The following is a 25,523-nucleotide window of genomic DNA, read 5'->3' as shown; positions in this document are numbered from 1 at the left end:
TCACTTGAGCTCGCTTTCCTCGGCCCAGTGCTTGTCGCCCGCTTCGATGAACAGCCGCATGGTCCACCGTCCCCCGTCAACCGGTTGGCTCGAACGGTATACGCCATTGCCAAGGTCTTCGAAGGTGAGGCTGGCGAATTCATGATCGCCCAGTGGACGGCGCAGTTCGGCCTTGATGTCCGCTCCCGCGGGCACGTCCGTGGTTGTGATCACGACGAAGCCCGCATCCTCGCGGCTGGCTTGCACTTCCCAGCCAAGTGCGCGCGAGGCCTCCGCATCTTCCATCCAGCCGTTGAATTTCTGGCTTGCGACATAGGAGTTTTCGACCACCACCCCGTGGAAGCCACCCACGGCAAGGCTGGCCATGTAAAAATTCACCGCAACGACTATGCCGAAGCCGACGATCATGATTCCCACCATGTGTCGGCCGGTGAAGGTCCCCTTGCGCGAAGTCTCGGCCATCAATTGCCTCCCGGAGTGCTAAAGGTTGTTTCTTCCCGATCCTGTTCGCGCTGTTCGTCAAGCGAAGTCAGCTGGAAAATGAACTGATCGGCAGTGGTCCCGGCGGGGATGGTGACATAGGCGCGCACCACTCGCGTTTCATCGGCCGGAACGTTGATGGTCTGGATAGGAGCTGCGGCATCGCTGCCGATCCGATCCGTCCACATAACCGCGCCTTCGGGCAGTCCGACCAGCGCCACTTCCATGTCGCGGGGCCGTGCTTCCATATTGCGCAGGCGCAGCGTGTAGGCGTTGCGAACCGCGCCGTCTTTAAGCAGCATGTAGGGCGGGTTGCGATCGGGCGAAACCGTCAGGTCGGTGTGGGTCCGTGTACCCAGCGCAAACAGCATGGCGAGGCCGATGCTGGCCCAGATCCCGGTGTAGATGAAGGTGCGCGGACGCAGCAGCGCCTTCCAAGCCGGCTTTGGCGCGGCACCGGCAGCCTCCGCTTCGCATTGTTCAAGCGTCGCATAATCGATCAGCCCGCGAGGGCGGCCGATGTCCTTCATCACCCGGTCACACGCATCGATGCACAGTGCACAGGTGATGCAGCCGATCTGCTGACCTTCGCGGATGTCGATCCCGGTGGGGCACACCGCCACGCATTCGCGGCAATCGATGCAGTCGCCGTATTTCTCCGGCTCCTTCTGCGCTCTCTTGAGGCTGCCGCGCTGTTCGCCGCGCCAGTCCTTGTAAGTGACGATCAGCGACTTTTCGTCGAGCATCGCCGCCTGGATACGCGGCCACGGGCACATGTAAATGCACACCTGTTCGCGCATGAAGCCTCCCAGCCAGAAAGTCGTGCCGGTCAGGACGGCCACGGTCATGTAAGCGACGGGCGCGGCCTCTCCGGTGAAGAAGTCCCGGAACAGCGTGGGCGCATCGGCAAAATAGAGGATCCATGCGCCGCCGGTCAGCATGCTGATCAGCAGATAGACAGTCCATTTGCTGCCCCGGCGCGCGATCTTGGCAGGCCCCCAGGGTGCCTTGTCCAGCCGCATGCGCGCATTACGATCACCGTCGAAGAACCGGTCAACATGCTGGAACACATCGGTCCAGACCGTTTGCGGGCAGGCATAGCCGCACCATGCGCGGCCCACGGCGCTGGTCACCAGAAACAGGCCGATCCCGGCCATGATGAGCATGCCGGCGACGAAATAGAATTCGTGCGGCCAGATCTCGATATCGAACATGTAGAAACGGCGGTTGGCGAGATCCACCAGCACCGCCTGATCAGGGGCGTAGGGGCCGCGATCCCAGCGGATCCACGGGGTCACGTAATAGATCGCCAGCGTGACGACCATGACCAGCCATTTGAAGCGGCGGAACGGGCCGTCGATCCGCTTGTTATGGACGGCCTTGCGCTTTTCATAGAGCAGCGTCGATCCACCCGGGCCGCCCGACAGGACGGGCTTGGGCTTTGGCTGACGGTCGGACGGCGAGAGGATGCCGTCCGACGCTTCAGCTTCAGTCACTCCGGTTCGGTTGAGAGCTCCCTGCCAGTCGCGGGATTTCTCGATTTCGTCAGAGTCGGCCATTGCCCTTGTCTTCCTGCGCCTGAGCGACATCATCCGACGGAGTTTCAGGCTCCGCCACCGGCGTTTCCGCCTCGAAATCCTCGCCACCGCCACGCGAGTGGACATAGGCGGCGAGCATCTTGATCGTCACCGGATCAAGCTTGTCGCTCCAGCCCGGCATGACGCCATGGCGGGGGCTCAGGATTTGCCGACGGATATTGGCTTCGGAATTGCCGTAGAGCCAGATCGCGTCGTTGAGTGCGGGTGCACCCTGCGTACGGTCACCGGCGCCTTGCGGGCCGTGGCATGCGGCACAATTGTCAGCGAACAATTGGGCGCCTGCCGCGCTGCCAGCCCCTTCGCCGCTGAGCGAACGGACATGCGAGACCAGCGAGTTGACCTGGCCTGCGTCGAAGATACCGGCGAATGCAGGCATGAAGGTGATGCGGGTCTGGTCCGAGCCGTCCCAACGGATGCCGTGAGTCAGGGTGTATTCGATCTCGTTCAGATCGCCGCCCCAGATCCAGTCGTCATCGTTGAGGTTGGGGTAGCCGTATTGTTCATACCCTGCGGCGCCTTGTCCGTGGCACTGGACGCAGTGCTGCTTGAAGGCCGCAGCGCCGCCTGAAATGGCCTGGCTCATCAGCTCTGGATCAGCAGCAAGCTGTTCCATGTCGGTTGCGGCAATGCGTTCGAAGATTTCGGTGCGCGATGCCTCTGCCGTGCGCATTTCTTCGGCCAGCACTCCGCGCGAAGACCAGCCAAGCGTGCCAGCCGTAGCCTTTTCGACCATCGGCCATGCGGGATACAGCACCACATAGACAATGCTGAACAGGATCGTCGCGTAGAAGGTCCACAGCCACCAGCGCGGCAGCGGGGTGTTCAGTTCCTCGATCCCGTCCCATTCATGGCCGACAAATTCGGTGCCGGTCGGTTCGTCGATACGCTTTTGGTCAGACATGATCGTCTTCCTTGAAAATCGAGTTCTTGGCTTGCTCAACGCCTTCGCGTGAGCGCGGCAGGAAATGCCATCCGCACAGCAGCAGATAGAGCGCGAACATCATCGCCAGGCCGTAGCTGTCGGCGAAATGACGCAGAGTTTCGTAGAAGCTCATCGGCCCTTCTCCTCTGCCAGCTCGGCCTGCGCGGCGGCGCTGTCGACATCGACCAGAGTGCCGAGCATCTGGAGATAGGCGATCAGCGCGTCCATTTCGGTGACCTGATCGGGATTGCCGTCGTAATCGCGCACCTGCGCCTTGGGATAGCGTTCCTCCAGGTCGCCCGGATCGAGATTGGGATCGGCCTGAGCGAACATGTCGTTTTCGGCCATGTCGATGTCGATCTGGCTGTAAGGCACGCCGACCCGGCTCAGCGCCGTCAGGTTGGCCGAAATGTCCGCGACCTTCAGCGGGGTTTCCGCAAGGAAGCTGTATCCCGGCATGATGCTTTCGGGCACCACGCTTTGCGGGTCCTTGAGGTGCTGGACATGCCATTCATCCGAATAGCGCCCGCCAACGCGCGCCAGATCCGGCCCGGTGCGTTTCGAGCCCCATTGGAACGGGTGATCGTACATCGATTCCGCTGCGAGGCTGTAATGGCCGTAGCGTTCAACCTCGTCGCGGAACGGGCGGATCATCTGGCTGTGACAGACATAGCATCCTTCGCGGATGTAGATGTCGCGGCCGGCCTGTTCGAGCGGGGTATAGGGTCGCATGCCCTCTACCTTTTCGATCGTGTTGTCGATCCAGAACAAGGGAGCGATTTCCACGATCCCGCCGATAGCGACAGTCACGAATGTTGCCGCAGCGAGCAGGGTGATGTTCTTCTCAAGCTTCTTGTGGCCCTCAAAGGCGCCCTGATTGGGTGAGTTGGTGCTCATCTTCGTGGCTCCTTATTCTGCCGGTTGGGCTTGAGGTTGCTGGACGATCGGACGATCGGCGGCTTCGTTGTGCGGCGTGTCATCCATCGGGGCTTCTTCACGCTGGTAGCCAGCGATCGTCATCCAGATGTTGTAGACCATCAGGATAGCGCCCGAGAGGTAGAGCAGGCCACCAAAGGCACGCATCAGGTACATCGGGTGCAGCGCGGAGACGGTGTCGATGAAGCTGTTCACCAGATACCCGTCCGAGCCGTATTCACGCCACATCAGGCCCTGCGTGATCCCGGCGACCCACATGCTCGCGGCGTAGAAAACGATGCCGAGAGTGGCGAGCCAGAAGTGCCAGTTGATCATGCGCAGCGAATACAGACGCTCCTTGTTCCACAAACGCGGCACCAGGAAGTAGACGCAGGCGAAGGTGATCATGCCGTTCCATCCCAGCGCGCCGGAGTGGACGTGGCCGATGGTCCAGTCGGTGTAGTGCGACAGGCTGTTCACGGCCTTGATCGACAGCATCGGACCTTCGAAGGTGCTCATGCCGTAGAAAGCCAGCGCCATCACCATCATGCGGATGATCGGATCGGTGCGGATCTTGTCCCATGCGCCGTTGAGCGTCATCAGACCGTTGATCATGCCACCCCAGCTGGGCATCCACAGCATGATCGAGAAAACCATGCCCAGCGTCTGCGCCCAGTCGGGCAGCGCGGTGTAGTGGAGGTGGTGCGGACCTGCCCAGATGTAGAGGAAGATCAGCGACCAGAAGTGGATGATCGACAGGCGATACGAATAGACCGGGCGATTGGCCTGCTTCGGCACGAAGTAATACATCATCGCGAGGAAGCCGGCGGTAAGGAAGAAGCCCACCGCATTGTGGCCGTACCACCACTGGGTCAGCGCGTCCTGGACACCCGCAAAGGCACTGTAGCTGCGCGATCCGAGCAGGCTGACAGGCATCGCCAGATTGTTGACAACATGCAGCATCGCGACAGTGACGATGAAGGCGAGGAAGAACCAGTTGGCAACGTAGATATGCGGTTCATGCCGCTTGAGCAGCGTGCCCACGAACACGACGAGGTAGGCGACCCAGACGATGGTCAGCCACAGGTCGACGTACCATTCAGGCTCGGCATATTCCTTCGATTGGGTGACGCCCAGAAGGTAGCCGGTCGCCGCCAGCACGATGAACAGCTGGTAGCCCCAGAACACGAAGCGGGCGAGGCCGGGCAGGGCGAGCTGCGTGCGGCAAGTGCGCTGCACTACGTAAAAGCTCGTCGCGATCAGGGCGTTGCCGCCGAATGCGAAGATCACCGCCGAAGTGTGCAGCGGGCGCAGCCGGCCGAAGTTCAGCCAGGGTTCGAGGTTCAAGACCGGGAAGGCCAGCTGTGCGGCGATGAACACGCCTGCGAGCAACCCTGCCAGACCCCAGAACATCGTCGCGATCACACCCCAGCGCACCACATCATCGTCATAGTGGGACGGGTCTGTCGGCATCTTGAAGATGCTTTGCGCCTTGGCCATCGGGTCAAAGCTGGTGAGAGTGGCAACCATCAGGATCGCGGCAACCAGCGCCACAATCCCCATGTGAATGGCAAAGCCGCTATCCTGCGCGCCAGCGATAGCGGCTATCGCTGCACACAGGACAAGGGCCCAGGCCCCGAACCTTCCGAGTACTGATTCCATGATTTCGATCCCTTTGTTCTGATCGCGTGTCCCATCCCTTTGCGATCAGGCAGTTCCTTGTAATTGATTTAGGTCAAATTTGGAAATGAGTGTCCAAATCTATTGACACCCTCCGCGCGAGGCGAGGGCGTCAAGGTTGCACAGGCGGATGCCTGATCGTCCGTTCGTCTCAATCAGCCCTTCGGCCTTGAGATCGGCGAATTGCCTGCTGACAGTCTCGATCGTCAGGCCCAGACTGTCGCCGATATCGCGGCGGCTCATAGGCAGGTTGAATTCGCATTCGCCACTGGTGCGCCCGCAAATCCGTTCAGCAATCGACACTAGGAAGTCCGCAATCCGCTGGCGCGCGGATTTGTGACCCATCTGCATCATGCGCGTGCGGCTGCGATGCAGCGCCTGCAGCGATCGGGCGAGTACAGTGCGGATAACCGCAGGATCGTTTTGCGCGACATCCAGAAACTGGTCCGCTCTGAAGATCACGACTTCCAGATCGCTGAGCGCAGCAAGCCGGAAATCCCCGTCCGCCTGACGCAGGACCGAAACGATGTCGCCCGGAAAATGGAATGCCAGCACCTGCGTGCTCAGCGTAGGATTCTCGGCTTCATCGCCGCTGGCACCCCTCGCGGGAGACGATGCGAATAGCTTTGCCGATCCCGAAGCGATGAATACCAACCGGTCTTCGTCCGGGTCTACCGGCAGTTCCCCGCCCCGTGCAATCTGCTGATATTCGCCGACCGCGCACAGCTTGTCCGCAATCGTATCCGAACCGGCATCCCGCACAAGCGTATCGCGGAACGCATCCATGCTGGCCTGTTCAGGAGTGATCGTGACGGTCGCCATAATGGTGACCGAATGCATCGTCTGACCGGCATCGTCTTTGATCAGAATCAAGATGCGGCATTTTGATGTCGATCAATGAAGAGCGGCGAATCTTCAGCCAATTGCGCCACCACAGGCAGCAAAAACCCTGGGTCGCGGAGGGCGGCCACTGCTGCTGTTAGAGGAAGGAACTATGAAGTATATTATCGCCTCAGCCTGCGCAGGGATCGCGCTGGCAGCTTCGCCCGCAGCGGCTCAGGATCGTGCCGGAGACGTGCAGGTCAAAGTCGTAATGACCGGCGTTCTGCCCGATGGTGAGATTGATAGCGTGAATGTCGATCTGGTCGGCCTGCCGGCTGGCACTGATACGGCAGCCAGCGACAATTATGTCCCGACCATTGCGGTTGAATACTTCTTCACCAACAATTTTTCGATCGAAACCATTGCCGGGACCACCCAGCATGATGTCGATGCCGTATCGGGCCTGCCCGTCGGCGCCGAACTGGTTTCGGATGCCTTGTTGCTGCCCGCGACGGTAACCGCGAAGCTCCACTTCGATGCTGGCGGTGTGAAACCCTACGTCGGTGCAGGCGGTGCCTATTTCATCTGGCTTAGCGACAAGCCGGGCGCTGCAACCCTGCCTTTGGGTGTAACCGATACCGATCTTTCGGATGAATTCGGATTTGTCCTTCAGGCTGGTGTTGATGTGCCGGTCGGCGATGACGGGTTTGGCATCACCCTTGATGCCAAGCGCTATTTCATCGGCACCACTGCACGCTGGTTTGCCGGCAACACTCTGGCCATCGAGACCGAGCACAACCTTGACCCCTGGGTCGTCAGTGCAGGCGTAAGCTACCGCTTCTGATCCTGCTTCAAGGCAGAAACAAAACGGCCCCGCAAGCACATCGCTTGCGGGGCCGCGTTGTTTGCGGAGCGGGTGAGAGAGGTGGTTCCGCTCCGGGGGGATGCTGATCAGAAGTTGTAGCGGGTCGAAAACTGGATGCGCTGCAGATTGCCGCTGCGGCCGTCTTCGAGAATGCGCTCCGCGTACATCAGCTCGATACCGATATCGAGCGGGCTGACAGGGTTCCAGATGATGTTGGCAAGCGCGTTCCAGCTCTCGTCGGTCACCTGATCGCTGGTCAACAGAACAGGATTGTCCGCCTTGAAGTAGGAACCGGCGATCGTCGACCTGACCTTGTCCGACCAGTAATGGCGATAGGCGGCGAAACCTGAATAGGTGAAGATCGGATCGAGCATGCCGTTGGCATCGATTGCAGCGTCGTTGACGATGTTGAGGCCAATGTATCGCCCCAATCCGTCGCCTGCGGTAGCCATGAAGCGGAAATCGTCCCGCTCCCCGACGTTGATCTTGCCCGAAACGCTGAGGCCATAGGCCATTGCGGAATCGTCGACCCCGTTCAGGTCATCCTTTGAGACGTGCAACTGGCGCAGGATACCAGCGGTCGAGATCGAACCCCAGTCGCCGCTCCAGTTATAGCGCGCCACGAAATCGGGCAGTTGATCGTCCCCGGCTAGGACACGGGCCCCGGTGCTCGTGGTAACGGCGGTTTCTGGCTGCTCCGCCGCCAATTGTAGCCCGCCCTTGGTCCAGCGGATCTGCGGCTGACGATCGAAAACAGTGCCGGGAGTGACCCCGATGAAATCAAGGCTGTCGGGCAGCGCACCGACATTCTGGAAAGTCGACCACGATTGCCCGAACAGCCAGTTGTCATATGTGATGAATGCTTGGCGAAGACGCGGGGTGAAACTGTTGGAAATTCGCTCGTCACCACCGTCTGTCACGTTGAAGTCCAGCTCGATATGCGAATTGAGCTTGTGCTCTGAACCGACATCGGTTGCCGTCTTCAGGATGAATCGCGTCTGGCGCGCGCTGAACTCGGTATCAAAGCCCGATGATGCTCCGCCAACAGGGATCGCCGCAGGGATGAGGAAATCGCGCAGGATGGAATTGCCTGGCAATTGCCCACCGCTTGTGCGCTGGCTGATCGCATCCAGTTTCACATATCCGGCGTAGGCGACGGTGGTGTTTCCGACCCGGAAGCCCTTGTCTTCCTGACCGCGTGGTTCGGCAATCTGTTCTGCAAGTTCTGCCTGGCGGGTCTGCAGCGCCTGCGTGGCTTCGAGCAATGCGGCACCTTGTTCACGCAAGTCAGCCTGTTGCTGTTCGCTTGCACCCTGCTGCGCGTCGAGCCGTTCGATCAGGCCGGCAACCATGGCTTCGAGCCGGTCGAGTCGGTCCTCCACCGATTGCTCTTGCGCCAGAACCGGCGAAGCCGTGAGGCACGTTGCGCCAAGTAAAGCCATGCGCAGCGACCCGCGCAGTCCTTTCAGTCCCATGGAATTCCCTCCCGTCCGTTATTTATGGCCAGCAGGTCTGCCGCGTGCTTGCATCGCCGCACAGCTAGCGGATAGTCGTAAGACCATTGTCTGAGACGAAAGAGATGGGAGCAGGGAGTATGGTGGATTCACAAAAGAGGAGACTCGCTGTGATCGAAGCCGTTCAACGTCCGCAAGCCGACTACGCCACGCATTGCGTCGTCGAGCAGTATCAGGAGATGTACAAGGCGTCCGTCGAAGACCCGGATGCTTTCTGGCTTGGCCAGGCACAGCGACTCGACTGGATCAAGTCGCCGACCAAGGGCGGAGAATGGTCTTTCGATCCGGCGCAGATCAGCTGGTTTGCCGACGGGACGTTGAACCTCTGCTACAACGCGGTGGATCGCCAGCTCGAAACTCGCGGTGATCAGACCGCGATCATTTTCGAACCCGATGATCCTGCGACCCCGGGCCGAACGCTGACCTATCGCGAATTGCACGGCGAAGTCATCCGCATGGCCAATGCGCTCAAAGCGATGGGTGTAACGAAGGGTGACCGCGTCACGATCTACATGCCGATGATCGTCGAGGGTCTGCTGGCGATGCTCGCTTGCGCCCGGATCGGGGCGATCCATTCGGTTGTCTTCGGCGGCTTCTCTCCGGAAGCCTTGGCCGGACGGATCGAGGATTGCGGAAGCCGGTTTGTCGTCACCGCCGACGAAGGTCTGCGTGGATCCAAGCGGGTCCCGCTCAAGGCCAATGTCGACGCCGCACTGGCGGAGCCCGATCATGAAACGCCGCTCGACGGGGTGCTCGTGGTGCGCCACACCGGTGCCGAGATCGCGATGGAGGAAGGTCGCGACCACTGGTACCACGATGTGGCTTCAGACGCGGATGTTCCGTGCGAGGAAATGAATGCGGAAGACCCGCTGTTCATCCTCTACACCTCCGGTTCCACCGGCAAGCCCAAGGGTGTGCTGCACACCACCGGTGGCTATGGCGTGTGGACCGCGACGACTTTCAACTACATTTTCGACTATCAGCCGGGTGAGGTGTTCTGGTGCACCGCCGACATCGGCTGGGTCACTGGCCACAGCTACATCGTCTACGGCCCGCTGATGAACGGGGCGACGCAGGTGGTGTTCGAAGGCGTGCCCAACTACCCCGATCACGGGCGGTTCTGGGACGTGGTGGACAAGCACCAGGTCAATATCCTTTACACCGCGCCCACCGCGATCCGGGCGTTGATGCGCGAAGGCAATGATTTCGTCACCAGCCGCAGCCGCAGCAGCCTGAGACTGCTCGGGTCCGTTGGTGAACCAATCAATCCCGAGGCATGGCGCTGGTACTTCGATGTCGTGGGCGAGGGTCGCTGCCCGATCATCGACACCTGGTGGCAGACTGAAACCGGCGGTTGCATGATCACGACCCTGCCCGCCGCGCACGACATGAAGCCCGGCAGCGCGGGCCTTCCTTTCTTCGGGGTCAAGCCGCAGCTGGTCGACAATGAGGGGGGCGTGCTTGAGGGCGCAGCCGAGGGCAACCTCTGCCTCGTCGGTAGCTGGCCCGGCCAGGCGCGCAGCGTCTATGGCGACCATGAACGGTTCCAGCAGACCTATTTCTCTACCTACAAGGGCAAATACTTCACCGGTGACGGGTGCAAGCGTGACGAGGACGGGTACTACTGGATCACCGGCCGCGTGGACGACGTGATCAACGTCTCCGGCCACCGAATGGGTACCGCCGAGGTGGAAAGCGCTCTGGTGCTGCATGCCAAGGTCGCCGAAGCCGCAGTGGTCGGCTATCCGCACGATATCAAGGGGCAGGGGATCTACTGCTACGTCACTCTCAACGCAGGCGAGGAAGGCTCTGACGAGCTGTTCAAGGAATTGCGCGCATGGGTGCGGCAGGAAATCGGCCCGATCGCAACGCCGGATCACATCCAGTTTACCGACGGCCTGCCCAAGACCCGATCGGGCAAGATCATGCGCCGCATCCTGCGCAAGGTTGCCGAAAACGATTACGGCTCACTTGGTGACACTTCGACGCTGGCCGATCCGTCGCTGGTCGATCGGCTGATCGAGGGCAGGCAGAACCGCTGAGGGAGCGCGCGCATGCGTGTCATCATCGCCGATGATCACCCGTTGTTCAGGACGGCATTGGGTCATGCGGTTTCGAAAGTCTGGCCCGAAGCCGAGGTGATCGAAGCGAGCAGCGCAGGCGCAGCGCGTGAGGCATTGTCGCAAGGCGAGGCTGAAGCGCTCCTGCTCGATCTGCACATGGAGGATTCGAACGGGCTGTCCGTGCTGATGGACCTGCGTCAGGATTTTCCCGCGCTCCCGATCGCCATCGTCTCGGCGAGCGAGGAACAGCGGGTCTTTGCGGCGGCGAGCCAGCTGGGCGCGGCGGCTTTCATCCCGAAATCCTCCAGCCTGGAGGAAATGCGGGACGCGTTGGCAGCGGTGCGCGACGGGGACGGCTGGTTTCCTGCCAATGATGCCAGCGATGATGATGATCTGGCCCGGATCGCCAGCCTTACTCCAGCACAGCGGCGCATACTCGGGGCGATCCGGCAAGGCCTGCTGAACAAGCAGATTGCTTATGATCTCGACATTAGCGAAGCCACGGTAAAGGCCCACATCACTGCCATCTTTCGCAAGCTTGGCGTGGGCAATCGCACTCAGGCCGTCCTGCTGGCGGCCAAGCTGGACGTCGATCAACCCGTGGCGGATTCGGCTGCGGGCTGTTCACCCAGTTGATCCTGAGCGAGGCACGTCGAGATCAGCGCTCGCAGGGCCGCGGGGGATGACGGCTTGAGCAGGCGATTGGCTCGCATGCGCTGAGCGGCCTTTTCGGTTTCTTCCGATTCCTCGGCTGTGAGCAGGATGACGGCGGGCGCCGTTTCCCAATGCTCGCAAAGAGCCGCGTAGACAGCATCACCGCGCTCTTCCCCATCCAGTCGATAGTCCATGATCACCATGCGTGGTGGCTTGGGGCGTTCGCGCAGCGCTTCCGCCAGCGATCCTGCACAAGTCACCGACAGGCCCCATTTTTCCAGCAGCGCAGAAGTCGCGCTCAGCGCTGAGGGATCATTGTCCACCACAAGCACATCGGCTGCACCAAAGCTTTGCGTGGGGCGTCCTGCCGACTTGCGCGGCTGCGATGCCTGCCAGTGCAAGACGGGCATATGCAGTGCGAACCGGCTGCCCTTGCCGATGCTCGAAGTCGTTTCGACATGGATGTTGAGCAGCCGGGTGGTGCGCCTGACGATGGCGAGGCCGAGGCCGAGCCCCTCGCGATCGGTCGATGTGCCCCGGTTGAATTCGTCGAAGATCGTTTCACGGTCCTTGGCCGCGATGCCGCGGCCCGTGTCGTGAACGCAGATGCGGATCTCCCGTCCGGCGCGCCTTACTCCCAGCAAAACCCCGCCTTTCTCGGTGTATCGCACCGCGTTGCTTACCAGATTGCGCACCACGCTGGTGAGCAGGGCACGGTCGCTTTCCACCCATGCGCTGGTCCGTACCCGGCGGAAGGTGAGACCCTTGGCCGCAGCCTGCACTGCAAATTCCCGCATCACTTCGTCAAAAATCTGGTCGACCGCCAGAGCTTCGATCTTCGGTTCGATCCCGCCGCTGTCCAGCTTCGAAATGTCGAGCAATGCCCGGATCAGGCGATCCGCCGAAATGATCGATCCGTCGAGGTCTTTCACCAGACGTTCCAGGCCCGCTTGCCCTGCCACTTCCTCACCCAAAGCCGATGCGAAGAGCCGAGCGGCATTCAGCGGCTGGATCAGGTCATGGCTGGCTGCGGCCAAAAACCGGGTTTTTGATCGCGTCGCCTGTTCCAATGCAGCGTTGGCTTCGCTCAACTGGGCGGTTCGTTCCGCAACCTTGCGTTCAAGCTCCTGTTCGGCCCGGCGGTCGGCAGTGATGTCGGTGTATGAGGTAGTGTAGCCACCGCCGGGCGTCGGCGAACCAACGATCCGCATGATCCTGCCATCATATTGTTCGCTTTCGATCCGATGTTCTCGTCCGGCTCGCATGTGATCGATCCGCCTATCGACCTGTTGCTGTATCTCGCCTTCGCTCAGACTGGTGCGGGCAAGATTGTAGCGGATCAGCTCGGCAATAGGTGTCCCTACCGCCACCAGTTCGTCCGGCAGGTCGAACATTTCCTGATAGCGGCTGTTCCACGCGACAAGGTTCATTTCCGCATCCACCAGAGCGACACCCTGATCGATGCTTTCGATGGCGATCTGAAGCAGTTCGCCGCTGAACGATAGCCGGCGATTGGTTTCGTCGAACATGGCGACGACTTCGGGCAGAGGAATTGGATCTCCGCCTGCCCACGATGAAACGAGCATCCGGGCAGAGGACGCGCCGATCACCCCTGAAATCGTCCGCTCGGCCATGTCGGTCACCGTGGCATCAGCCAGATCCCTGTCGCGGTACGCACCGGGCAGGGCTGCAATGGCTGCATCAGCGCGATCGCGGCCGACAAACTGAGTGAGGAGCAGCCGCACATCGGCGACGCGTTTTGTGGTGTTGAACCGCGGTTTGGCGCCGGGGCTGGGCGTGCCGACGAACGCCGCCGCCTGAGCCGCATCGATGATCGAAGGCTGATTGATGGCAGACCCGATCCAATAGGCGACAATGTTGGCGCCCAAGCTCAAGGCGACCCCCGAAACCAGTGGATCGGTGTGGATTGAAAGGACGGGTGCGGTTCCTGTGGCCGCGGGAATGATCAGCAGGACAAGCCACATGGCAAAACCAGCCAGCAGCCCCGAGATCATCCCGCCCTTGTTACCGGATTGACTGAGCATCCCGAGCACCAGTCCGGGCGCAAACTGCGCGGCTGCGGCAAAGGCCAGCGTGCCAAGCCCGGCGAGGCTCCCAAGCTTTCCAAAGCCGAGGTAGAAAAGACAAGCGAAAAACAGCAGCGCCCCGATCACCAGTCGTCGGATCGTAAGCAGGCTTTGCGCGATGGCGCTGCGATCACCTTTCCCGCTCAGCGCCTTGCGCAGCATCAGGGGGGCGATCAGATCGTTGGTGATCATGGTCGACAGGGCCACGCTCGCCACAACGATCATCCCGGCCGAAGCCGAGAAGCCGCCGATGAATACGAGCAGCGCCAATGCATTGTTGCCTGTCGCCAACGGCAAGGCCAGCACTATCGTATCGGCGTCTGTTCCTACAGGCAGGCTGTTCAATCCTGCCAGCACGATGGGGACGATAACGATCGATGTGACGATCAGATAGGCGGGGAACACCCATTGCATCGCCGGTGTGGGTCGGTCGCCGTCAGCCTCGATAAAACTCATGTGAAATTGCCGCGGGAGGCAAAGCGCCGCGCAGGCAGCGATCACCGTGAGAGTCACGAACCGTGCGTCAATCTGGGATGGGGAGAAGACGTCGCTGGTGGTGATCGCTCCGGTCTGGCCACCCGACAGAAGTATGAGAGCAAGGCCCGCCACCGCGATAAGCGCGACGAGTTTCACGATCGCCTCGACGGCTATTGTCAGGACCAACCCGGCATTGTCGCCTGCGCGATCGGCACGGCGCGAACCGAACAGGATGGCAAACAGCGCCATCAGTCCCGCAACCAGCAAGACCAGTTCATCCGTCGCGACCTGCGTTTCGATTTCGGGGCTCAAAGTGATCAGCGAAGTGCTGACCGATTGCAGTTGCAGCGCCATGTAGGGCAGCGAGCCAATCGTCGCGATGATTGTCACCAGCGCGGCGACGCTGGCGCTTTTGCCATATCGGGCAGAAAGGAAATCCGCGATCGAGGTCGAGTGCTGGGCTTTCGACTGGGCAAGGATCTTGCGCACCAGTCCGAAGCCCAGGGTAAAGACAAGAATGGGCCCGAGATAGATCGGAAGGAAATCCAATCCGGCGGTTGCCGCAGTGCCAACGCCGCCGAAGAATGTCCAACTGGTGCAATAGACGGCGAGACTTAGCCCATAGACCGATCCCGCATTGCTCGTGAGCCATCGGGCAAGGCTGCTCATCTGCGCGGGCGATTGCCCCGCCTTGTCCCGCCAGGCCGCGAGCCAGAACAATGCGCCAAGGTATATGCAAGCAGCAGCAATGGCTGCCCCGAACATCATGATCCCAGTCCTCTCCCGAAAGAAAGGCTACGCCAATTTCCCAAATGTGCAAGTTCGGCTGGGATCAAGTCCCTGCGAGGCAATGAAAAAGGGCGGCGTCCCCGTCGAACGCCGCCCTTCGCTTTTTCAGACCTTTGGTCCGGTCTGAAAGCCGGGATCCCTACCGGCGCTCAGTGAGCATGGGCGTCCCCCGCACCGCGCGGCACGCGGATCGAGTCCACCAGCTTGCGGATTTCGACCGGGGTCTTCGCCGTGAAGCTTGCGACCGCGATGGCGACTGCGAAGTTGAGCAGCATGCCGATCACCCCGATGCCTTCGGGCGAAATGCCCAGCAGCCAGTTGTCAGCCACATTCGCCGCCGGATTGATCAGCTTGAAGTAGAAGATGTACCCGAAGGTGAACACCAATCCGGTGACCATCCCTGCAATTGCGCCTTCCTTGTTCATCGACTTGAAGAAGATGCCCATGAAGATTGCGGGGAACAGGCTGGATGCTGCAAGGCCAAAGGCGAAGGCCACAACCTGCGCCACCCATCCCGGAGGATAGATGCCGAGGTAACCTGCCACGAGGATTGCGGCGGTAGCGGCAAGCCGGGCTGCCAAGAGTTCACCCTTGGCCGAAATGTCCGGCTTGAAAGTGCTCTTGAGCAGATCATGGCTGACCGAGCTTGAGATCACCAGCAACAGGCCCGCCGCAGTCGAAAGCGCAGCTGCCAAGCCGCCCGCTGCCATCAGTGCGATGACCCAGGCAGGCAGACCTGCGATTTCAGGATTGGCCAGAACCAGAGTGTCGCGGTCGACATAGACCTCGTTTTCACTGTCGGCATTGGGCGCGTTTGCCACCACCCGCTCACCCGAAGGACCGGTTTCGCCGGTGAATTCGGGCTGGCCTTCAAAGGCGGTGCCGGGGCGATATTGCATCACGCCGTCGCCGTTCTTGTCCTGCCAAGCGTAAAGGCCTGCATCTTCCCAGCTGGTGAAGAAGGGTTCGACATCGGTGTAAGCCACGTCGTCAACCTTGTTCAAAAGGTTGTACATGCCGAATGCACCCACTGCCGGAGCGGTGGTGTAGAGCAGGGCGATGAAGATCAGTGCCCAGCCAGCCGACTTGCGCGCATCCGATGCCTTGGGCACCGTGAAGAAGCGCACGATGACGTGCGGCAGACCAGCGGTCCCCACCATCAAAGCCATGGTGATGCAGAACATGTCGATCGTGCTCTTCGATCCCGCCGTGTACTGGTTGAAGCCCAGTTCAACGAGCGTGTTGTCGAGCTTTTGCAGCACCGACATGCCCGACCCGTCATTGATTGCCGATCCCAGTCCCAATTGCGGGATCGGGTTGTCGGTCAGCATGAAGCTGATGAAGAAGGCCGGCACCAGATAGGCGAAGATCAGCACGCAATATTGCGCGACCTGCGTGTAGGTGATGCCCTTCATCCCGCCCATCACGGCGTAGATGAAGACGATCCCCATCCCGATGATCACGCCCATCGTGATCTCCACCTGAAGGAATTGCGAGAACACAATCCCCACGCCGCGCATCTGCCCGGCGATATAGGTAAAGCTGATGAAGATCAGGCAGATCACGGCCACCACGCGGGCGGCATTCGAGTAATATCGTGTGCCGATGAAATCGGGCACTGTGAACTGCCCGAACTTGCGCAGATAGGGCGCAAGCAACAGCGCGAGCATAACATAGCCGCCGGTCCAGCCCATCAGGTAGACGGAGGCATCGTAACCCATGAAGGCGATGAGGCCCGCCATGGATAGAAAGCTTGCCGCGCTCATCCAGTCGGCTGCGGTTGCCATACCATTGACGACCGGGTTCACCCCGCCGCCTGCGACATAGAACTCCTTGGTCGAGCCAGCTCTGCTCCAGATCGCAATGCCGATGTAGAGGGCAAAACTGGCGCCGACGAAGAGATAGATCAGAGTTTGCGTTTCCATTGCTCCGCCCCCTTAGTCGTCGAGATCGTACTTGCGCTCGATCTGCTTCATACGAACCACGTAGAAGAAGATCAGCGCGATGAAGATGTAGATCGAGCCCTGCTGCGCGAACCAGAACCCGAGCGGGTATCCGCCCAGCATGAACTGGTCGAGGAAGCCTCTGAACAGGATGCCTGCGCCAAAGGAGCAGGCAAACCAGATCGCCATCAAGGCAAAGAGCAAGCGGAGGTTTTCGCGCCAATAAGCGCCTTCCGCTTCGCTGGTTTCGCTGCTTTCCGCAGTGGATTGCTGTGAAACATCGGAGGAGGGCGCTTCATAGCCGTCTCCTCCGCCGTGATCGAATTCGCCGGGATCGGCGGTGGTACCGGTATCGTCCATTTCTCTCCCCTATCGTTGCCGTCGCCCGCATCGAGAATCCGCGAGCTTGAAACAGCAGGCTAGGTTGAGAGGGGCAGCGAAGGGAGAGAGACTTTAGTCTTACCCGCCTTGAACAGGGTTCAACCGTGTTCGAGATCGCCGAGAGTGGTCGCTGAAGAAAGCCGGGTCAGTTGCGCCTGAAACAGTTCTGCCGCAGCAATGGCATCGGTCAGCGCGTCATGCGCCTGATATTCGGGGAGCCCATACCGCTTCCGGCATGAGGCGAGACGATAGGCCTCGGGGCCGATGCAATTCGGGTTGATGCGGCGCTCAAGCGACAGCGTGCAGACCTGTCTGATCGGTATTGGTTCGCCAAACAGCTTTTGCGTCATTCGTTGCAACGATGATTTCTCGATCCCGGCGGCATGCGCCACCATCACCCGGCCTGCCATCGCCTCGATCAGGGCTGTGATCACATTGGCGACAGGCTCCCCCTGTGCGGCGCGTTGTTCCCCGATGCCATGGATGGTGACAGCTTCATCGTCGAGCTGGGCATAGCTGCGGATGTCGATTGACTGTGCGCCAGCCATTGCGATGCCGCGGCCAGTAAAGGGCACCCACCCCGCCTGAAGCAGGTGCGCATCCTTGCGCAGCCCGTCGAGTTCGAAATCCAGCGCCAGAAATGGTGCTTCGCGAGCAGGTGTCGCGGGATCGGGCCAATCGGCTGCGGCATAGGCGTACAGCAGCGGATGATCGCTTGACGCAAGCGATTTGAAAGCACGTTCCTGGCGCCAGCGAGCAATTCTGGCTGAAACCATGTCAGGCAATCCCGCCGGCGAAATTCCGGCGCAGCGTGTCGAGCGCGTCGCGGATCACCGCAAAGGCATCCTTGAGATAGTCGCGTTCAAGCGGAGACAGGTCCGATGGCGCGATCATGTTGTCCGGGGTTTGCCCCGCCTCGATCTGCCGGGCCTGATGGGCGATCCGCAATTCGTTCACGAAAAGCAGCGCATCTGCCAGACTCTCGGCATCGTCCCGGTGCATCTTACCCGATTTCGCAAGCGCATCGAGCCGTGCAAGCGTTCCTACTTCGGCTACACCCGCTGACAACGCATGGGTTCGCGCAATGTCGATAATCGGCATGATCGCCTGTTTCTTGGCGTTGAAGACCTTCTGCCCGTCGTCCGCCTTTTCCAGCACGAGGTTGCGAAAGAAGCCGAGGGGGATTTTGCTGCGCAGGGCGTCACGAGCGAGAAAGCTTACGAACAGCGGACTGTCCTTGAACAGCTCGATCACCGCATCCTGAAGCGATCCGGCAAGCCCCACATCACCATGAACGCAGCGCATGTCGAAGAAGATCGTCGCACGCAAAATGCGATCTTCGTCAGGGCGCGAAATCCACGCGTCATAACGATCTTTCCAACCGCCAAGGGTCAGACGTTGGTCGGCGTTCTTCGCCATGATCCCGCCCTTGCAGTAGACATAACCGCATTGGTTAAGCAGATCTGAGACAAAGGTGCCGAGCGCTTCGAAATAGGGGAGATCGCTGTCGCGGGCAGCGTCGTCGATGATCAGGCCGTTGTCCTGATCCGAACCCACAAGTTGCTCCTCGCGGGCGAGTGAACCGAACACCACCAGTGCATAGGGGCAGGGCGGCATGCCCAGCTCTTGTTCCGCCAATTGCGCCGCACGGCGATGGACGGCTTCCCCGAGCGCGGAGGTAAACCGCATCGCCTGATTGGCGTGGATGCCCGATGCGATCATCCGGGCAAAGCTTTCAGGCACCCGCCGAGATGCCTCGATCAGTTCGTCAGCAGTGCGTGCCTTTGCAATCATCGCGCCGGTATCAATCGCATTGCTGCCGATGGCTGAAAGGATGTCGGTTGCGCTGAGGATTCCAGTCAGATCGCCGTGATCGTTAATCAGGGGTATGTGCCTGAATCCCCCGCTGGTCATCAGCGCCATTGCTTCTGCGACGGGGCTGTGGGTGGTCAGGGTGCGCGGATCGGGGGTCATCACTTCGCCAATTGGTCGGTCCAGCGGGACATTGGCGGCGACCACCCTTCCGCGCAAATCCTTGTCAGTGAAAATCCCGGTAAGCCCGTCCACGCTGCATATCGCAAGCGTGCTGACATTCTGGGCCTGCATCAATTGCACGGCCTCGTAGATGGAGGTGTCAGGCGGGCAAGTGACTGGAGCGCTACGCCCGATGATGTCTCCCACCTGCCGATCCTCAAGCGCGAAACCAGTGCCCGAACGCCTTTGCGCCAAGGCGTGCCGAATGCGCTGCGCTTCGTCTTCGGCGAAGAAGGCACGGAACGCAGGCACGGTTTCACGCAGACCGTGAAATCGGTCTGCCGGGATCGAGTAGAGCAGCGTGTCCTCGATCGCGCTGGTGGTGTTGCGGACTTCACCGCCGCGCAGGAGCGAGGGATAGGCGAAGCACGATCCGGTCGAAAGCCGAGCGGTCAATTCTTCGCCAGCGAGCTTCAGTTCGACCGCGCCAGAGCGAACAATGAAAAGGCGATCATTGTGTGACCCGGCCTCGATCACCGTTTCACCCTTGCGGAAGTAGGCGACTTCCACTTGGCGGCTCACCGCTGCAAGCGTTTCCTCATCCAGTGCATCGAACGGAGTCGAAGCACGAAGGAAGCGGGCGATTTCGGCAATTTCACTGGCCATACGGCCAGAATACCATTCAATGCACTGCGCGTCCTGTTAGACTTTGGGTCTATTGAACAGCGTTATTCGAGCCCGAGTTCATCTAGGTTCATCGTTGCCGCATTGTAGCTTGCCGCAGCCAGCCGACCGTTCAGATCAGCGCGGATCTTTCGGATGCGGGCGTCTGCGGCGCTTTCTTCGCGCAGGTTCACGAGGAAGAAATCGCCTGCCCCCAGAGAAAACCGCCGGCGTTCTGCCTCAACCATGGCTGATGCCTGCTCGACTTCGTCTTCAGCCAGTCCTGCCAGCCTGAGCGCGGCGTTGAGGTTGGTCAGAATATTGTCGAATTCGACTTCGATCTGGTCAGCGATCCGGCGTTCACGCAGCTCGATTTCGCGCAATTCGGCCTCCGCCCGCTGCAACCGCCCGCGGGCCTGCCGCCGCTGCAAGGGAACGGTGAAGGTCACTCCGACCGTGGTATCGGTGGAATCGAAACCCGGGCCACCAGCTCCGACAGGTCCGAAGTCACGTGAAAGCTCCACATTCAGATCCAGCTGCGGCTGGAGATCGTTGCGCCGCAACTCGACCTTGTTTTCGGCGCGTTCGATCGCGAGCCGGAAAGTTTGCAATTCCGGCCGGTTCTGAAGGATGTCGCTGCGCCGCATCGCGATCAGCGATTGCATGTCGGGCAGCGAGTCTATCTGTTCCTGATCGGGCAGTTGGGCGCGGGTCGGCATGATCATGCGCCCGTTCGAATCGCGCAGGTAAAAGCTCAAGGAATTGGATGAAGTCTCGAAATTCCGCTGTGCTTCGGCCAGCAAAGTGCGGCGGCGGATGACGTTCTGCTCATTCTCGGTCAAGGCTATGCGCGGTGTCGCGCCCAGCCTGACCTGCCGCTCCAGCCCGATTGCGCGTGCTTCCGCGATTTCGAGCAGCTCCTCATAAACCCTGATCTCATTGCCCGCCGCAACCCAGCGCCAATAGGCCTTTAGAGCTTCATGCTGGACGTTGAGCTGCACCAGAAGGACGTCGAGGCTGGCCTGACCGCTGGCAAGACGCGCATCCTCGACCCCAAAGCGGCGCTGGTCGATCCGGTTGTTGCGCAAGAGCGAGAACAAACCCCCAACCTTGAATTCACCCAGCTGATTGGTGTTGTAGTAATTCTCGTATGTCGGGAAGTCGCCGTCCGACAGCCGATAGGAACCGTAGATTTCCGCGCCCATCGGTGCGAGCGGCTGGCGGGCCTCGATCGATCCGTAACCACCCGAATAAAAACCCGTTATCCGGTCATATGCCTCGCCTTTCAGCATCAGGTCGAAGGCACCGTCGGCGGCCAGCTGATCGCTGCGCGCTGCCGCTTCGCGCTCGAAACTTTCGAGGATGGCGGGGAAGGTAAGGGCCGAACTGCGCAGTACCTCGTCAGGCAGGAGCGGCCCGGTCTTCAGCGCCTCCTCCAAGGGATCGCCAACCGGTTCAATGTCTTGAGCTAATGCCTGCGCAGCGCCCAATCCGGCCATCAGCGCAGCAATCAGCGCGGCTCGAAACAGCATGGTTATCCACCCTGTCCCTGACCGGAGCGGGCCGTGAGTTCTGGCGGGAAGTTGTTCAGCTGGCGCCAGATTTCATAGCCGACAGGCACAGTTTCGAGCAGAATCCATGATCTGACAACCGTGCCAAATCGCGCATAGCGTTCCGGCGGCCACTTCTCGTCCGGCCCGGCATCGGGATCTTCTGCGATCAGCACTCGGAAACGCCCGTCGGGCTGCGCCACCTGATCGACCGTTTCGACCACGCCGGGGAACGTCCCGATCGCAACCGAGGGCCAGCCGCTGAACTGCACCGCAGGCCAGCCTTCGAATTCGATGCGAGCTTTCTCTCCGCCTTGCACCAGCGCCACGTCACGTCCGTCCACGAACACTTCAACCACTCGGCGGGTGGTTTCGGGCACGAAGGTTGCGAGCACCTGGCCAGAGCTTACAAAGGTTGCGGCATCACCGGCATTGATGCTCTGGATAAAGCCGTCGCGCGGGGCGGTGACCAGCTGTTCGGACTGGCGCGCCAGATTGGTTTCTGTGCGGGCAAGGTTGGCCTGCGCCTCCGCCACGCGTCCGCGCATCTCTTCCACACGGATTTGCGCCTGTTCGTAATCACGGCGGGCCGAAAGGCCGGCGGCGAACAATTCCTGCATTCGCCGCAGGTCGATCTCTGCCGTCGCAAGCGCATTGCGTGCAGCCTGAAGCTGGATTTCGACCTGTGAACGTTCCGCTTCGAGCCGCTGGACCAGATTCGGGTCGATATCCGCGATCCGTGCAATCGGATCGCCCTTCTTCACCCGGCTGCCATCGTTGACGAACCATTCCTCGATCCGGCCGGACACCAGCGCGTTGATTTCCTGCTGTCGTTCATTCGGGTTGAGCGTCGTGACAACCCCGACGCCGCCGATGGTTTGCACCCAGGGCACGTAAACGAGGAAGGATAGCACCGCGAGTATGGCGATCAGCAGCAAGACAAAGACAGTGCGGAAAATGCGCGGGGTCTTTACGCTTTCAAGCGCGGTGAAATGCGCCATGTCCTGTTTGAGGGCTTCCATGGTCACTCTCCCGCCGCTGCAACGGATGGGGTGGGGGCTGCCCGGGATGTCGTGCGCGCCTCCAAACCGCCTTTGACGGCAAGGCGATATTGCTCGAAATCGTCAAACCACGTCTGCTGCTTCGCTTCGAGGTACAGGAACCTGTCGAAGCCAAGGTCGATCCTGCGGCTCGAAAAATAGATCACCGTCGAATAGGCCTGTGAGCGCAGTTCCTCGATCGCACGGGCGATGTGTTCTTCGTCGAGCAGGTCGAACAGCCGGCTCAGAACGAGAATGCGCGGCTGTTCCAGCAAGGCGTTCGCCAGTTTCAACTGCTGCAGCTCAACCGAGGAAAGCGGCCATCCACTGTGCGCGATAGGGGTGTCGAGGCCTTTCTCGAAGCTTGATACAGTCTCCGTCAGCCCGACCGTCTCCAGCGCGGCAACCATGCGCTTGCTGGCGGTATCGGGGCAGGAAAGACCAAGGTATTCGCGGATGGTCATGCCGACAAAGGTCGGCCGGTCGAGCACATGCACGTCCTTGCGCAAATTGTAGGATTCGATGTCCTTGAAATCGACCCCGCCCATCGTCAGGAACCCGGCCTTCGGACGTTCGTGCATCTTGAGGAGGTTGGTGAAGAGCCGCTGCACGCCGTGGTCGCTCGCTGCCGCCATCACGATTGCGCCGCTCGGGATTTCAAGGTTGAATTCGGCCTCTCGCTGGCGGGCGGTGCCCGTGGCTCCCTTGAAAACGAGCGTGTGATCAAGCCCGCTGATCGGGTTTTCGCCAGCAACCTCCTCCTGCTCCACATCATAGAACAAGGACAGTTCCTCAACAGCGGCGCACAGATCGTAGAAATAGGTGAGGTAAGTGCCCAACTGCGCCACGCCGAAGAAGGCCACCGACAGGACCAGTTCGGCAGCCACAAGCTGTCCGAGGGTCAATTGTCCCTGAATTACCAGCCAGCCGCCAAGACCAAGCAGCGCGGCACTCGCCCCGGCATAGAGCAACAGGAAGGCCAGCGTCTGAGCGAAATGCTGGCGGAAGTGGCGCTTGCGCTCTTTCAGGTACTCGTGAGTCTGCTGATCCGATCGATCAAGCGCGTAATCGATGCGCCGTTGCGATTTGAAGAAGCCGTTCGATCCGCCGATGGTTTCCAGCCAGTCAGCCGTGCCGTGCTTGGCATGCGAAAGATCGATCCCGGTCCGCACTGCGCGGGCACCCCAGATCAGCCAGATCAACCATATCAGCGCCGACATGACAAGTGTGAAGACCAGAAACAGCGGGTGGTAGAGCGAGACGAGCACGAAACCGACCGCCACCTGCAACACCACGCTGAACCCGCCGATGAAGAGCACGGGCAGCGCCTTCTGCACGTTTATCACGTCGAAATAGCGATTGAACAGCGCTCCGCGCTTGTTGTCGCTGAAGAACGGGTTCTGCGCGTAGACCGAGATCAGCGTGATTTCCGCCACCATGCGGGCATAAAACCGCCGCGCGAACAACTCCATGAGATGGATGCGCAAGGCGTAGAGCAACCCGAAGATTATCAGCAGTCCAAACAAGGTCAGCGAAAGCATCACCAACGGTGCGGTGAGCGCAGTGTTTGCCACCGTGTTCACCAGCATCTGCACCGAAATAGGAGTCGCAAGCGAAAGCAGGCTGATACCGATGCCGTAAATGATCGCCAGCCAGTAAAAGCTGCCTTCGGGCCGGAGAATCTCGAAGAAACGCCTGAAGAATTTTACGAGGGAAAGCCGAGTTCCATAACTCGGGGACTCAAGTGCCATGACTGCCGTACCGTCCAATCAGCAAAAGTTGGTCGACCAATCCTGGAAAGGTGCCGGGATCCCCAAAAACCGGCGGAGGGGGCAAGATTGGTGTTACCTTCAATGGGTTCGAACGCCTAAGGGGGCTAGGGGTTCCTGACCGCGGCTGGCAATTGGGAGTTCTGTATTTCATGTTCAATAGGGTTTGCGGAGGCGGCAATTCGGATGGTTGATTGCGCGGCGCATATTCTCTTGATCGGAGGCGGCCATGCACATTTGGCAGTTCTCGCAGACTGGATCAGGAAGGGCCTGCCAAGCGCCCGCGCGACCTTGATCACGCCGTACCGGCACCTGCGCTATTCGGGAACGGTGCCGGGATGGATCGCCGGACAGTATGACCGGGAAACCGGTTTGGTCGACTTGTCCAGTCTTGCGGCCCGCGGAGGGGTCGATCTGGTGCTTGATCACTGTGTCCGGATCGATCCTGATGCCCGAACTATCGCAGGCGAGCAGGGCCGCGAGCTTTCGTTTGACATTGCCTCGATTGATACCGGGGGTGTTGGGCAAGCCGCGAAGCTGCTGGGCGACGATCCGAGGATTATCGATATCAGACCGATAGATCGCTTCGTTGATGAGCTTGGCCGTCACAGCGCCGCTAAAAGGATCGCTGTGATCGGAGGGGGCGCCGGGGGAACGGAGCTTGCCTTTGGCTTGCGCAATGCGGCCCGCTTCGATCGGCAGCCCGATATCGCTTTTGTGACGGGTGCTGCGGGCTTGCTCCCTGACTTCTCCTCGGCGGTCAGGAGCAAGGTTCAGGCGGAACTTCAACAGCAGGGCATCGAGGTCATCGTCGGCGATGCCTCGATCAAGGCCGGGCAGATCTATTTCGAAAGCGCTTCATACGAACCGGTTGACCTGATCGTCGCCGCGCTGGGCAGTGGAGCGCCGGATTGGCCCGCACAAGGGGGACTGGCCTGCGATGAAAGCGGCTTCATTGCGGTGGACCGGTTTCAACGCTCGATCTCGCACCCGCATGTCCTTGCTGTCGGCGATGTCGCCGTGCGCCAGGATCGCCGGATCGTGCATTCGGGTGTCCATGCGGTCTTTGCCGGGCCGGTTCTGGCTGACAATCTGCGGATGATGGCCGCCGGCCTTGCCCCGCGGCGCAGTTACACACCGCGCTGGAACAATCTCTATCTCATGTCCACCGGCAGGGGAGAGGCCATCGCCAGCTATGGCCCGTTGGCCGCACAAGGGCGATGGGTTTCACGATTGAAACACTGGATCGACAATCGCTGGCTTTCCCAATACGCCGCTTTGGCAAAACCCGGGTAACCCCGGAGCGAAATCGCGCGAATGACCGCGTTCAAAGGAAC

The 25,523-nt window shown here is 60.5% G+C and carries 20 protein-coding genes; 4 read left to right on the top strand and 16 right to left on the bottom strand.

Annotation, left to right across the window (positions count from 1 at the left end):
• The 7 genes from AABA34_RS14200 to AABA34_RS14170 all read right to left on the bottom strand — a co-directional run bounded on the left by AABA34_RS14200 (nucleotide 1) and on the right by AABA34_RS14170 (nucleotide 6,468).
• Nucleotides 1-462, bottom strand: a complete 462-nt coding sequence (locus AABA34_RS14200) for a FixH family protein (RefSeq protein ID WP_338303141.1) — start codon at nucleotides 460-462, stop codon at nucleotides 1-3.
• The gene (ccoG, locus tag AABA34_RS14195; RefSeq protein WP_338303140.1) at nucleotides 462-2,039 is read right to left on the bottom strand and encodes a cytochrome c oxidase accessory protein CcoG; all 1,578 of its coding nucleotides are present in this window, start codon (nucleotides 2,037-2,039) and stop codon (nucleotides 462-464) included. Before ccoG ends, AABA34_RS14200 begins: the two co-directional genes overlap by 1 nt.
• A complete protein-coding gene (ccoP, locus tag AABA34_RS14190; RefSeq protein ID WP_338303139.1) occupies nucleotides 2,026-2,979 on the bottom strand; it encodes a cytochrome-c oxidase, cbb3-type subunit III in 954 nt (317 codons plus the stop codon). The genes ccoG and ccoP overlap by 14 nt, the downstream gene beginning before the upstream one ends.
• Nucleotides 2,972-3,133, bottom strand: coding sequence for a CcoQ/FixQ family Cbb3-type cytochrome c oxidase assembly chaperone (locus AABA34_RS14185; RefSeq protein WP_034955150.1), 162 nt, complete (start codon nucleotides 3,131-3,133; stop codon nucleotides 2,972-2,974). Before AABA34_RS14185 ends, ccoP begins: the two co-directional genes overlap by 8 nt.
• Nucleotides 3,130-3,897 (bottom strand): cytochrome-c oxidase, cbb3-type subunit II, encoded by a 768-nt coding sequence (gene ccoO / locus AABA34_RS14180; protein ID WP_034955149.1) that lies wholly within the window; start codon nucleotides 3,895-3,897, stop codon nucleotides 3,130-3,132. Before ccoO ends, AABA34_RS14185 begins: the two co-directional genes overlap by 4 nt.
• A 12-nt stretch (nucleotides 3,898-3,909) precedes the next feature.
• Complete coding sequence (ccoN, locus tag AABA34_RS14175) at nucleotides 3,910-5,577, bottom strand: cytochrome-c oxidase, cbb3-type subunit I (RefSeq protein WP_338303138.1); 1,668 nt, start codon at nucleotides 5,575-5,577, stop codon at nucleotides 3,910-3,912.
• A 99-nt stretch (nucleotides 5,578-5,676) separates the two neighbouring features.
• Entirely contained in the window at nucleotides 5,677-6,468 is a 792-nt protein-coding gene (locus AABA34_RS14170; RefSeq protein ID WP_338303137.1) for a Crp/Fnr family transcriptional regulator, read from the bottom strand.
• Between the two features lie 121 nt (nucleotides 6,469-6,589).
• On the opposite strand from AABA34_RS14170, the gene AABA34_RS14165 reads away from it, so the two are divergent.
• On the top strand, nucleotides 6,590-7,261 hold the full coding sequence (locus AABA34_RS14165; RefSeq protein ID WP_252258435.1) for an OmpW/AlkL family protein: 672 nt from the start codon (nucleotides 6,590-6,592) through the stop codon (nucleotides 7,259-7,261).
• A gap of 107 nt (nucleotides 7,262-7,368) precedes the next feature.
• On the opposite strand, the gene AABA34_RS14160 is transcribed toward AABA34_RS14165, so the two are convergent.
• Nucleotides 7,369-8,757, bottom strand: coding sequence for a DcaP family trimeric outer membrane transporter (locus AABA34_RS14160; protein WP_338303136.1), 1,389 nt, complete (start codon nucleotides 8,755-8,757; stop codon nucleotides 7,369-7,371).
• A gap of 149 nt (nucleotides 8,758-8,906) precedes the next feature.
• Between AABA34_RS14160 and acs the strand changes: the two genes are divergently transcribed.
• Entirely contained in the window at nucleotides 8,907-10,838 is a 1,932-nt protein-coding gene (acs, locus tag AABA34_RS14155) for an acetate--CoA ligase (RefSeq protein ID WP_338303135.1), read from the top strand.
• Nucleotides 10,839-10,850: 12 nt separating this feature from the next.
• Nucleotides 10,851-11,495, top strand: coding sequence for a response regulator transcription factor (locus AABA34_RS14150; RefSeq protein WP_338303134.1), 645 nt, complete (start codon nucleotides 10,851-10,853; stop codon nucleotides 11,493-11,495).
• On the opposite strand, the gene AABA34_RS14145 is transcribed toward AABA34_RS14150, so the two are convergent.
• From AABA34_RS14145 to AABA34_RS14110, 8 genes are all read right to left on the bottom strand, one after another.
• On the bottom strand, nucleotides 11,453-14,845 hold the full coding sequence (locus AABA34_RS14145; RefSeq protein ID WP_338303133.1) for a PAS-domain containing protein: 3,393 nt from the start codon (nucleotides 14,843-14,845) through the stop codon (nucleotides 11,453-11,455). The genes AABA34_RS14150 and AABA34_RS14145 overlap by 43 nt on opposite strands.
• Before the next feature lie 170 nt (nucleotides 14,846-15,015).
• Nucleotides 15,016-16,791: a sodium:solute symporter family protein gene (locus AABA34_RS14140; protein ID WP_338303132.1), complete on the bottom strand. Its 1,776-nt coding sequence runs from the start codon at nucleotides 16,789-16,791 to the stop codon at nucleotides 15,016-15,018.
• A 12-nt stretch (nucleotides 16,792-16,803) separates the two neighbouring features.
• A complete protein-coding gene (locus AABA34_RS14135) occupies nucleotides 16,804-17,169 on the bottom strand; it encodes a DUF4212 domain-containing protein (RefSeq protein ID WP_338303131.1) in 366 nt (121 codons plus the stop codon).
• Between the two features lie 119 nt (nucleotides 17,170-17,288).
• Nucleotides 17,289-17,966, bottom strand: coding sequence for an exonuclease domain-containing protein (locus AABA34_RS14130; protein WP_338303130.1), 678 nt, complete (start codon nucleotides 17,964-17,966; stop codon nucleotides 17,289-17,291).
• A 1-nt stretch (nucleotide 17,967) separates the two neighbouring features.
• Nucleotides 17,968-19,830 carry a putative nucleotidyltransferase substrate binding domain-containing protein gene (locus tag AABA34_RS14125; protein ID WP_338303129.1) on the bottom strand — a complete coding sequence of 621 codons (1,863 nt, stop codon included), beginning with the start codon at nucleotides 19,828-19,830 and terminating at the stop codon, nucleotides 17,968-17,970.
• A 62-nt stretch (nucleotides 19,831-19,892) separates the two neighbouring features.
• On the bottom strand, nucleotides 19,893-21,359 hold the full coding sequence (locus AABA34_RS14120; protein WP_338303128.1) for a TolC family protein: 1,467 nt from the start codon (nucleotides 21,357-21,359) through the stop codon (nucleotides 19,893-19,895).
• A 2-nt stretch (nucleotides 21,360-21,361) separates the two neighbouring features.
• Nucleotides 21,362-22,399: an efflux RND transporter periplasmic adaptor subunit gene (locus AABA34_RS14115; RefSeq protein ID WP_338303127.1), complete on the bottom strand. Its 1,038-nt coding sequence runs from the start codon at nucleotides 22,397-22,399 to the stop codon at nucleotides 21,362-21,364.
• 2 nt (nucleotides 22,400-22,401) lie between these two features.
• The gene (locus AABA34_RS14110; protein ID WP_338303126.1) at nucleotides 22,402-24,168 is read right to left on the bottom strand and encodes an ABC transporter transmembrane domain-containing protein; all 1,767 of its coding nucleotides are present in this window, start codon (nucleotides 24,166-24,168) and stop codon (nucleotides 22,402-22,404) included.
• Nucleotides 24,169-24,372: 204 nt separating this feature from the next.
• Between AABA34_RS14110 and AABA34_RS14105 the strand changes: the two genes are divergently transcribed.
• Complete coding sequence (locus tag AABA34_RS14105; protein WP_338303125.1) at nucleotides 24,373-25,482, top strand: FAD-dependent oxidoreductase; 1,110 nt, start codon at nucleotides 24,373-24,375, stop codon at nucleotides 25,480-25,482.
• Nucleotides 25,483-25,523 lie beyond the last annotated feature (41 nt).

Source organism: Erythrobacter sp. Dej080120_24 (genome assembly GCF_036322605.1).
Taxonomy (GTDB): Bacteria; Pseudomonadota; Alphaproteobacteria; order Sphingomonadales; family Sphingomonadaceae; genus Erythrobacter; species Erythrobacter aurantius.
Note: the sequence above shows the minus strand (reverse complement) of the source record. Positions and strands in the feature narration are given on the sequence as shown.

Excerpts from the sequence above, each read along its gene's own strand:
- AABA34_RS14120 (WP_338303128.1), bottom strand. The coding sequence starts at position 21,359 with ATGCTGTTTCGAGCCGCGCTGATTGCTGCGCTGATGGCCGGATTGGGC.
- AABA34_RS14200 (WP_338303141.1), bottom strand. The coding sequence starts at position 462 with ATGGCCGAGACTTCGCGCAAGGGGACCTTCACCGGCCGACACATGGTG.
- AABA34_RS14150 (WP_338303134.1), top strand. The coding sequence starts at position 10,851 with ATGCGTGTCATCATCGCCGATGATCACCCGTTGTTCAGGACGGCATTG.
- AABA34_RS14140 (WP_338303132.1), bottom strand. The coding sequence starts at position 16,791 with ATGGAAACGCAAACTCTGATCTATCTCTTCGTCGGCGCCAGTTTTGCC.
- AABA34_RS14160 (WP_338303136.1), bottom strand. The coding sequence starts at position 8,757 with ATGGGACTGAAAGGACTGCGCGGGTCGCTGCGCATGGCTTTACTTGGC.
- ccoN (WP_338303138.1), bottom strand. The coding sequence starts at position 5,577 with ATGGAATCAGTACTCGGAAGGTTCGGGGCCTGGGCCCTTGTCCTGTGT.
- ccoG (WP_338303140.1), bottom strand. The coding sequence starts at position 2,039 with ATGGCCGACTCTGACGAAATCGAGAAATCCCGCGACTGGCAGGGAGCT.
- AABA34_RS14105 (WP_338303125.1), top strand. The coding sequence starts at position 24,373 with ATGGTTGATTGCGCGGCGCATATTCTCTTGATCGGAGGCGGCCATGCA.
- AABA34_RS14130 (WP_338303130.1), bottom strand. The coding sequence starts at position 17,966 with ATGGTTTCAGCCAGAATTGCTCGCTGGCGCCAGGAACGTGCTTTCAAA.
- AABA34_RS14110 (WP_338303126.1), bottom strand. The coding sequence starts at position 24,168 with ATGGCACTTGAGTCCCCGAGTTATGGAACTCGGCTTTCCCTCGTAAAA.
- ccoO (WP_034955149.1), bottom strand. The coding sequence starts at position 3,897 with ATGAGCACCAACTCACCCAATCAGGGCGCCTTTGAGGGCCACAAGAAG.
- AABA34_RS14125 (WP_338303129.1), bottom strand. The coding sequence starts at position 19,830 with ATGGCCAGTGAAATTGCCGAAATCGCCCGCTTCCTTCGTGCTTCGACT.
- AABA34_RS14115 (WP_338303127.1), bottom strand. The coding sequence starts at position 22,399 with ATGGAAGCCCTCAAACAGGACATGGCGCATTTCACCGCGCTTGAAAGC.
- ccoP (WP_338303139.1), bottom strand. The coding sequence starts at position 2,979 with ATGTCTGACCAAAAGCGTATCGACGAACCGACCGGCACCGAATTTGTC.
- AABA34_RS14145 (WP_338303133.1), bottom strand. The coding sequence starts at position 14,845 with ATGATGTTCGGGGCAGCCATTGCTGCTGCTTGCATATACCTTGGCGCA.
- AABA34_RS14165 (WP_252258435.1), top strand. The coding sequence starts at position 6,590 with ATGAAGTATATTATCGCCTCAGCCTGCGCAGGGATCGCGCTGGCAGCT.
- AABA34_RS14185 (WP_034955150.1), bottom strand. The coding sequence starts at position 3,133 with ATGAGCTTCTACGAAACTCTGCGTCATTTCGCCGACAGCTACGGCCTG.
- AABA34_RS14135 (WP_338303131.1), bottom strand. The coding sequence starts at position 17,169 with ATGGACGATACCGGTACCACCGCCGATCCCGGCGAATTCGATCACGGC.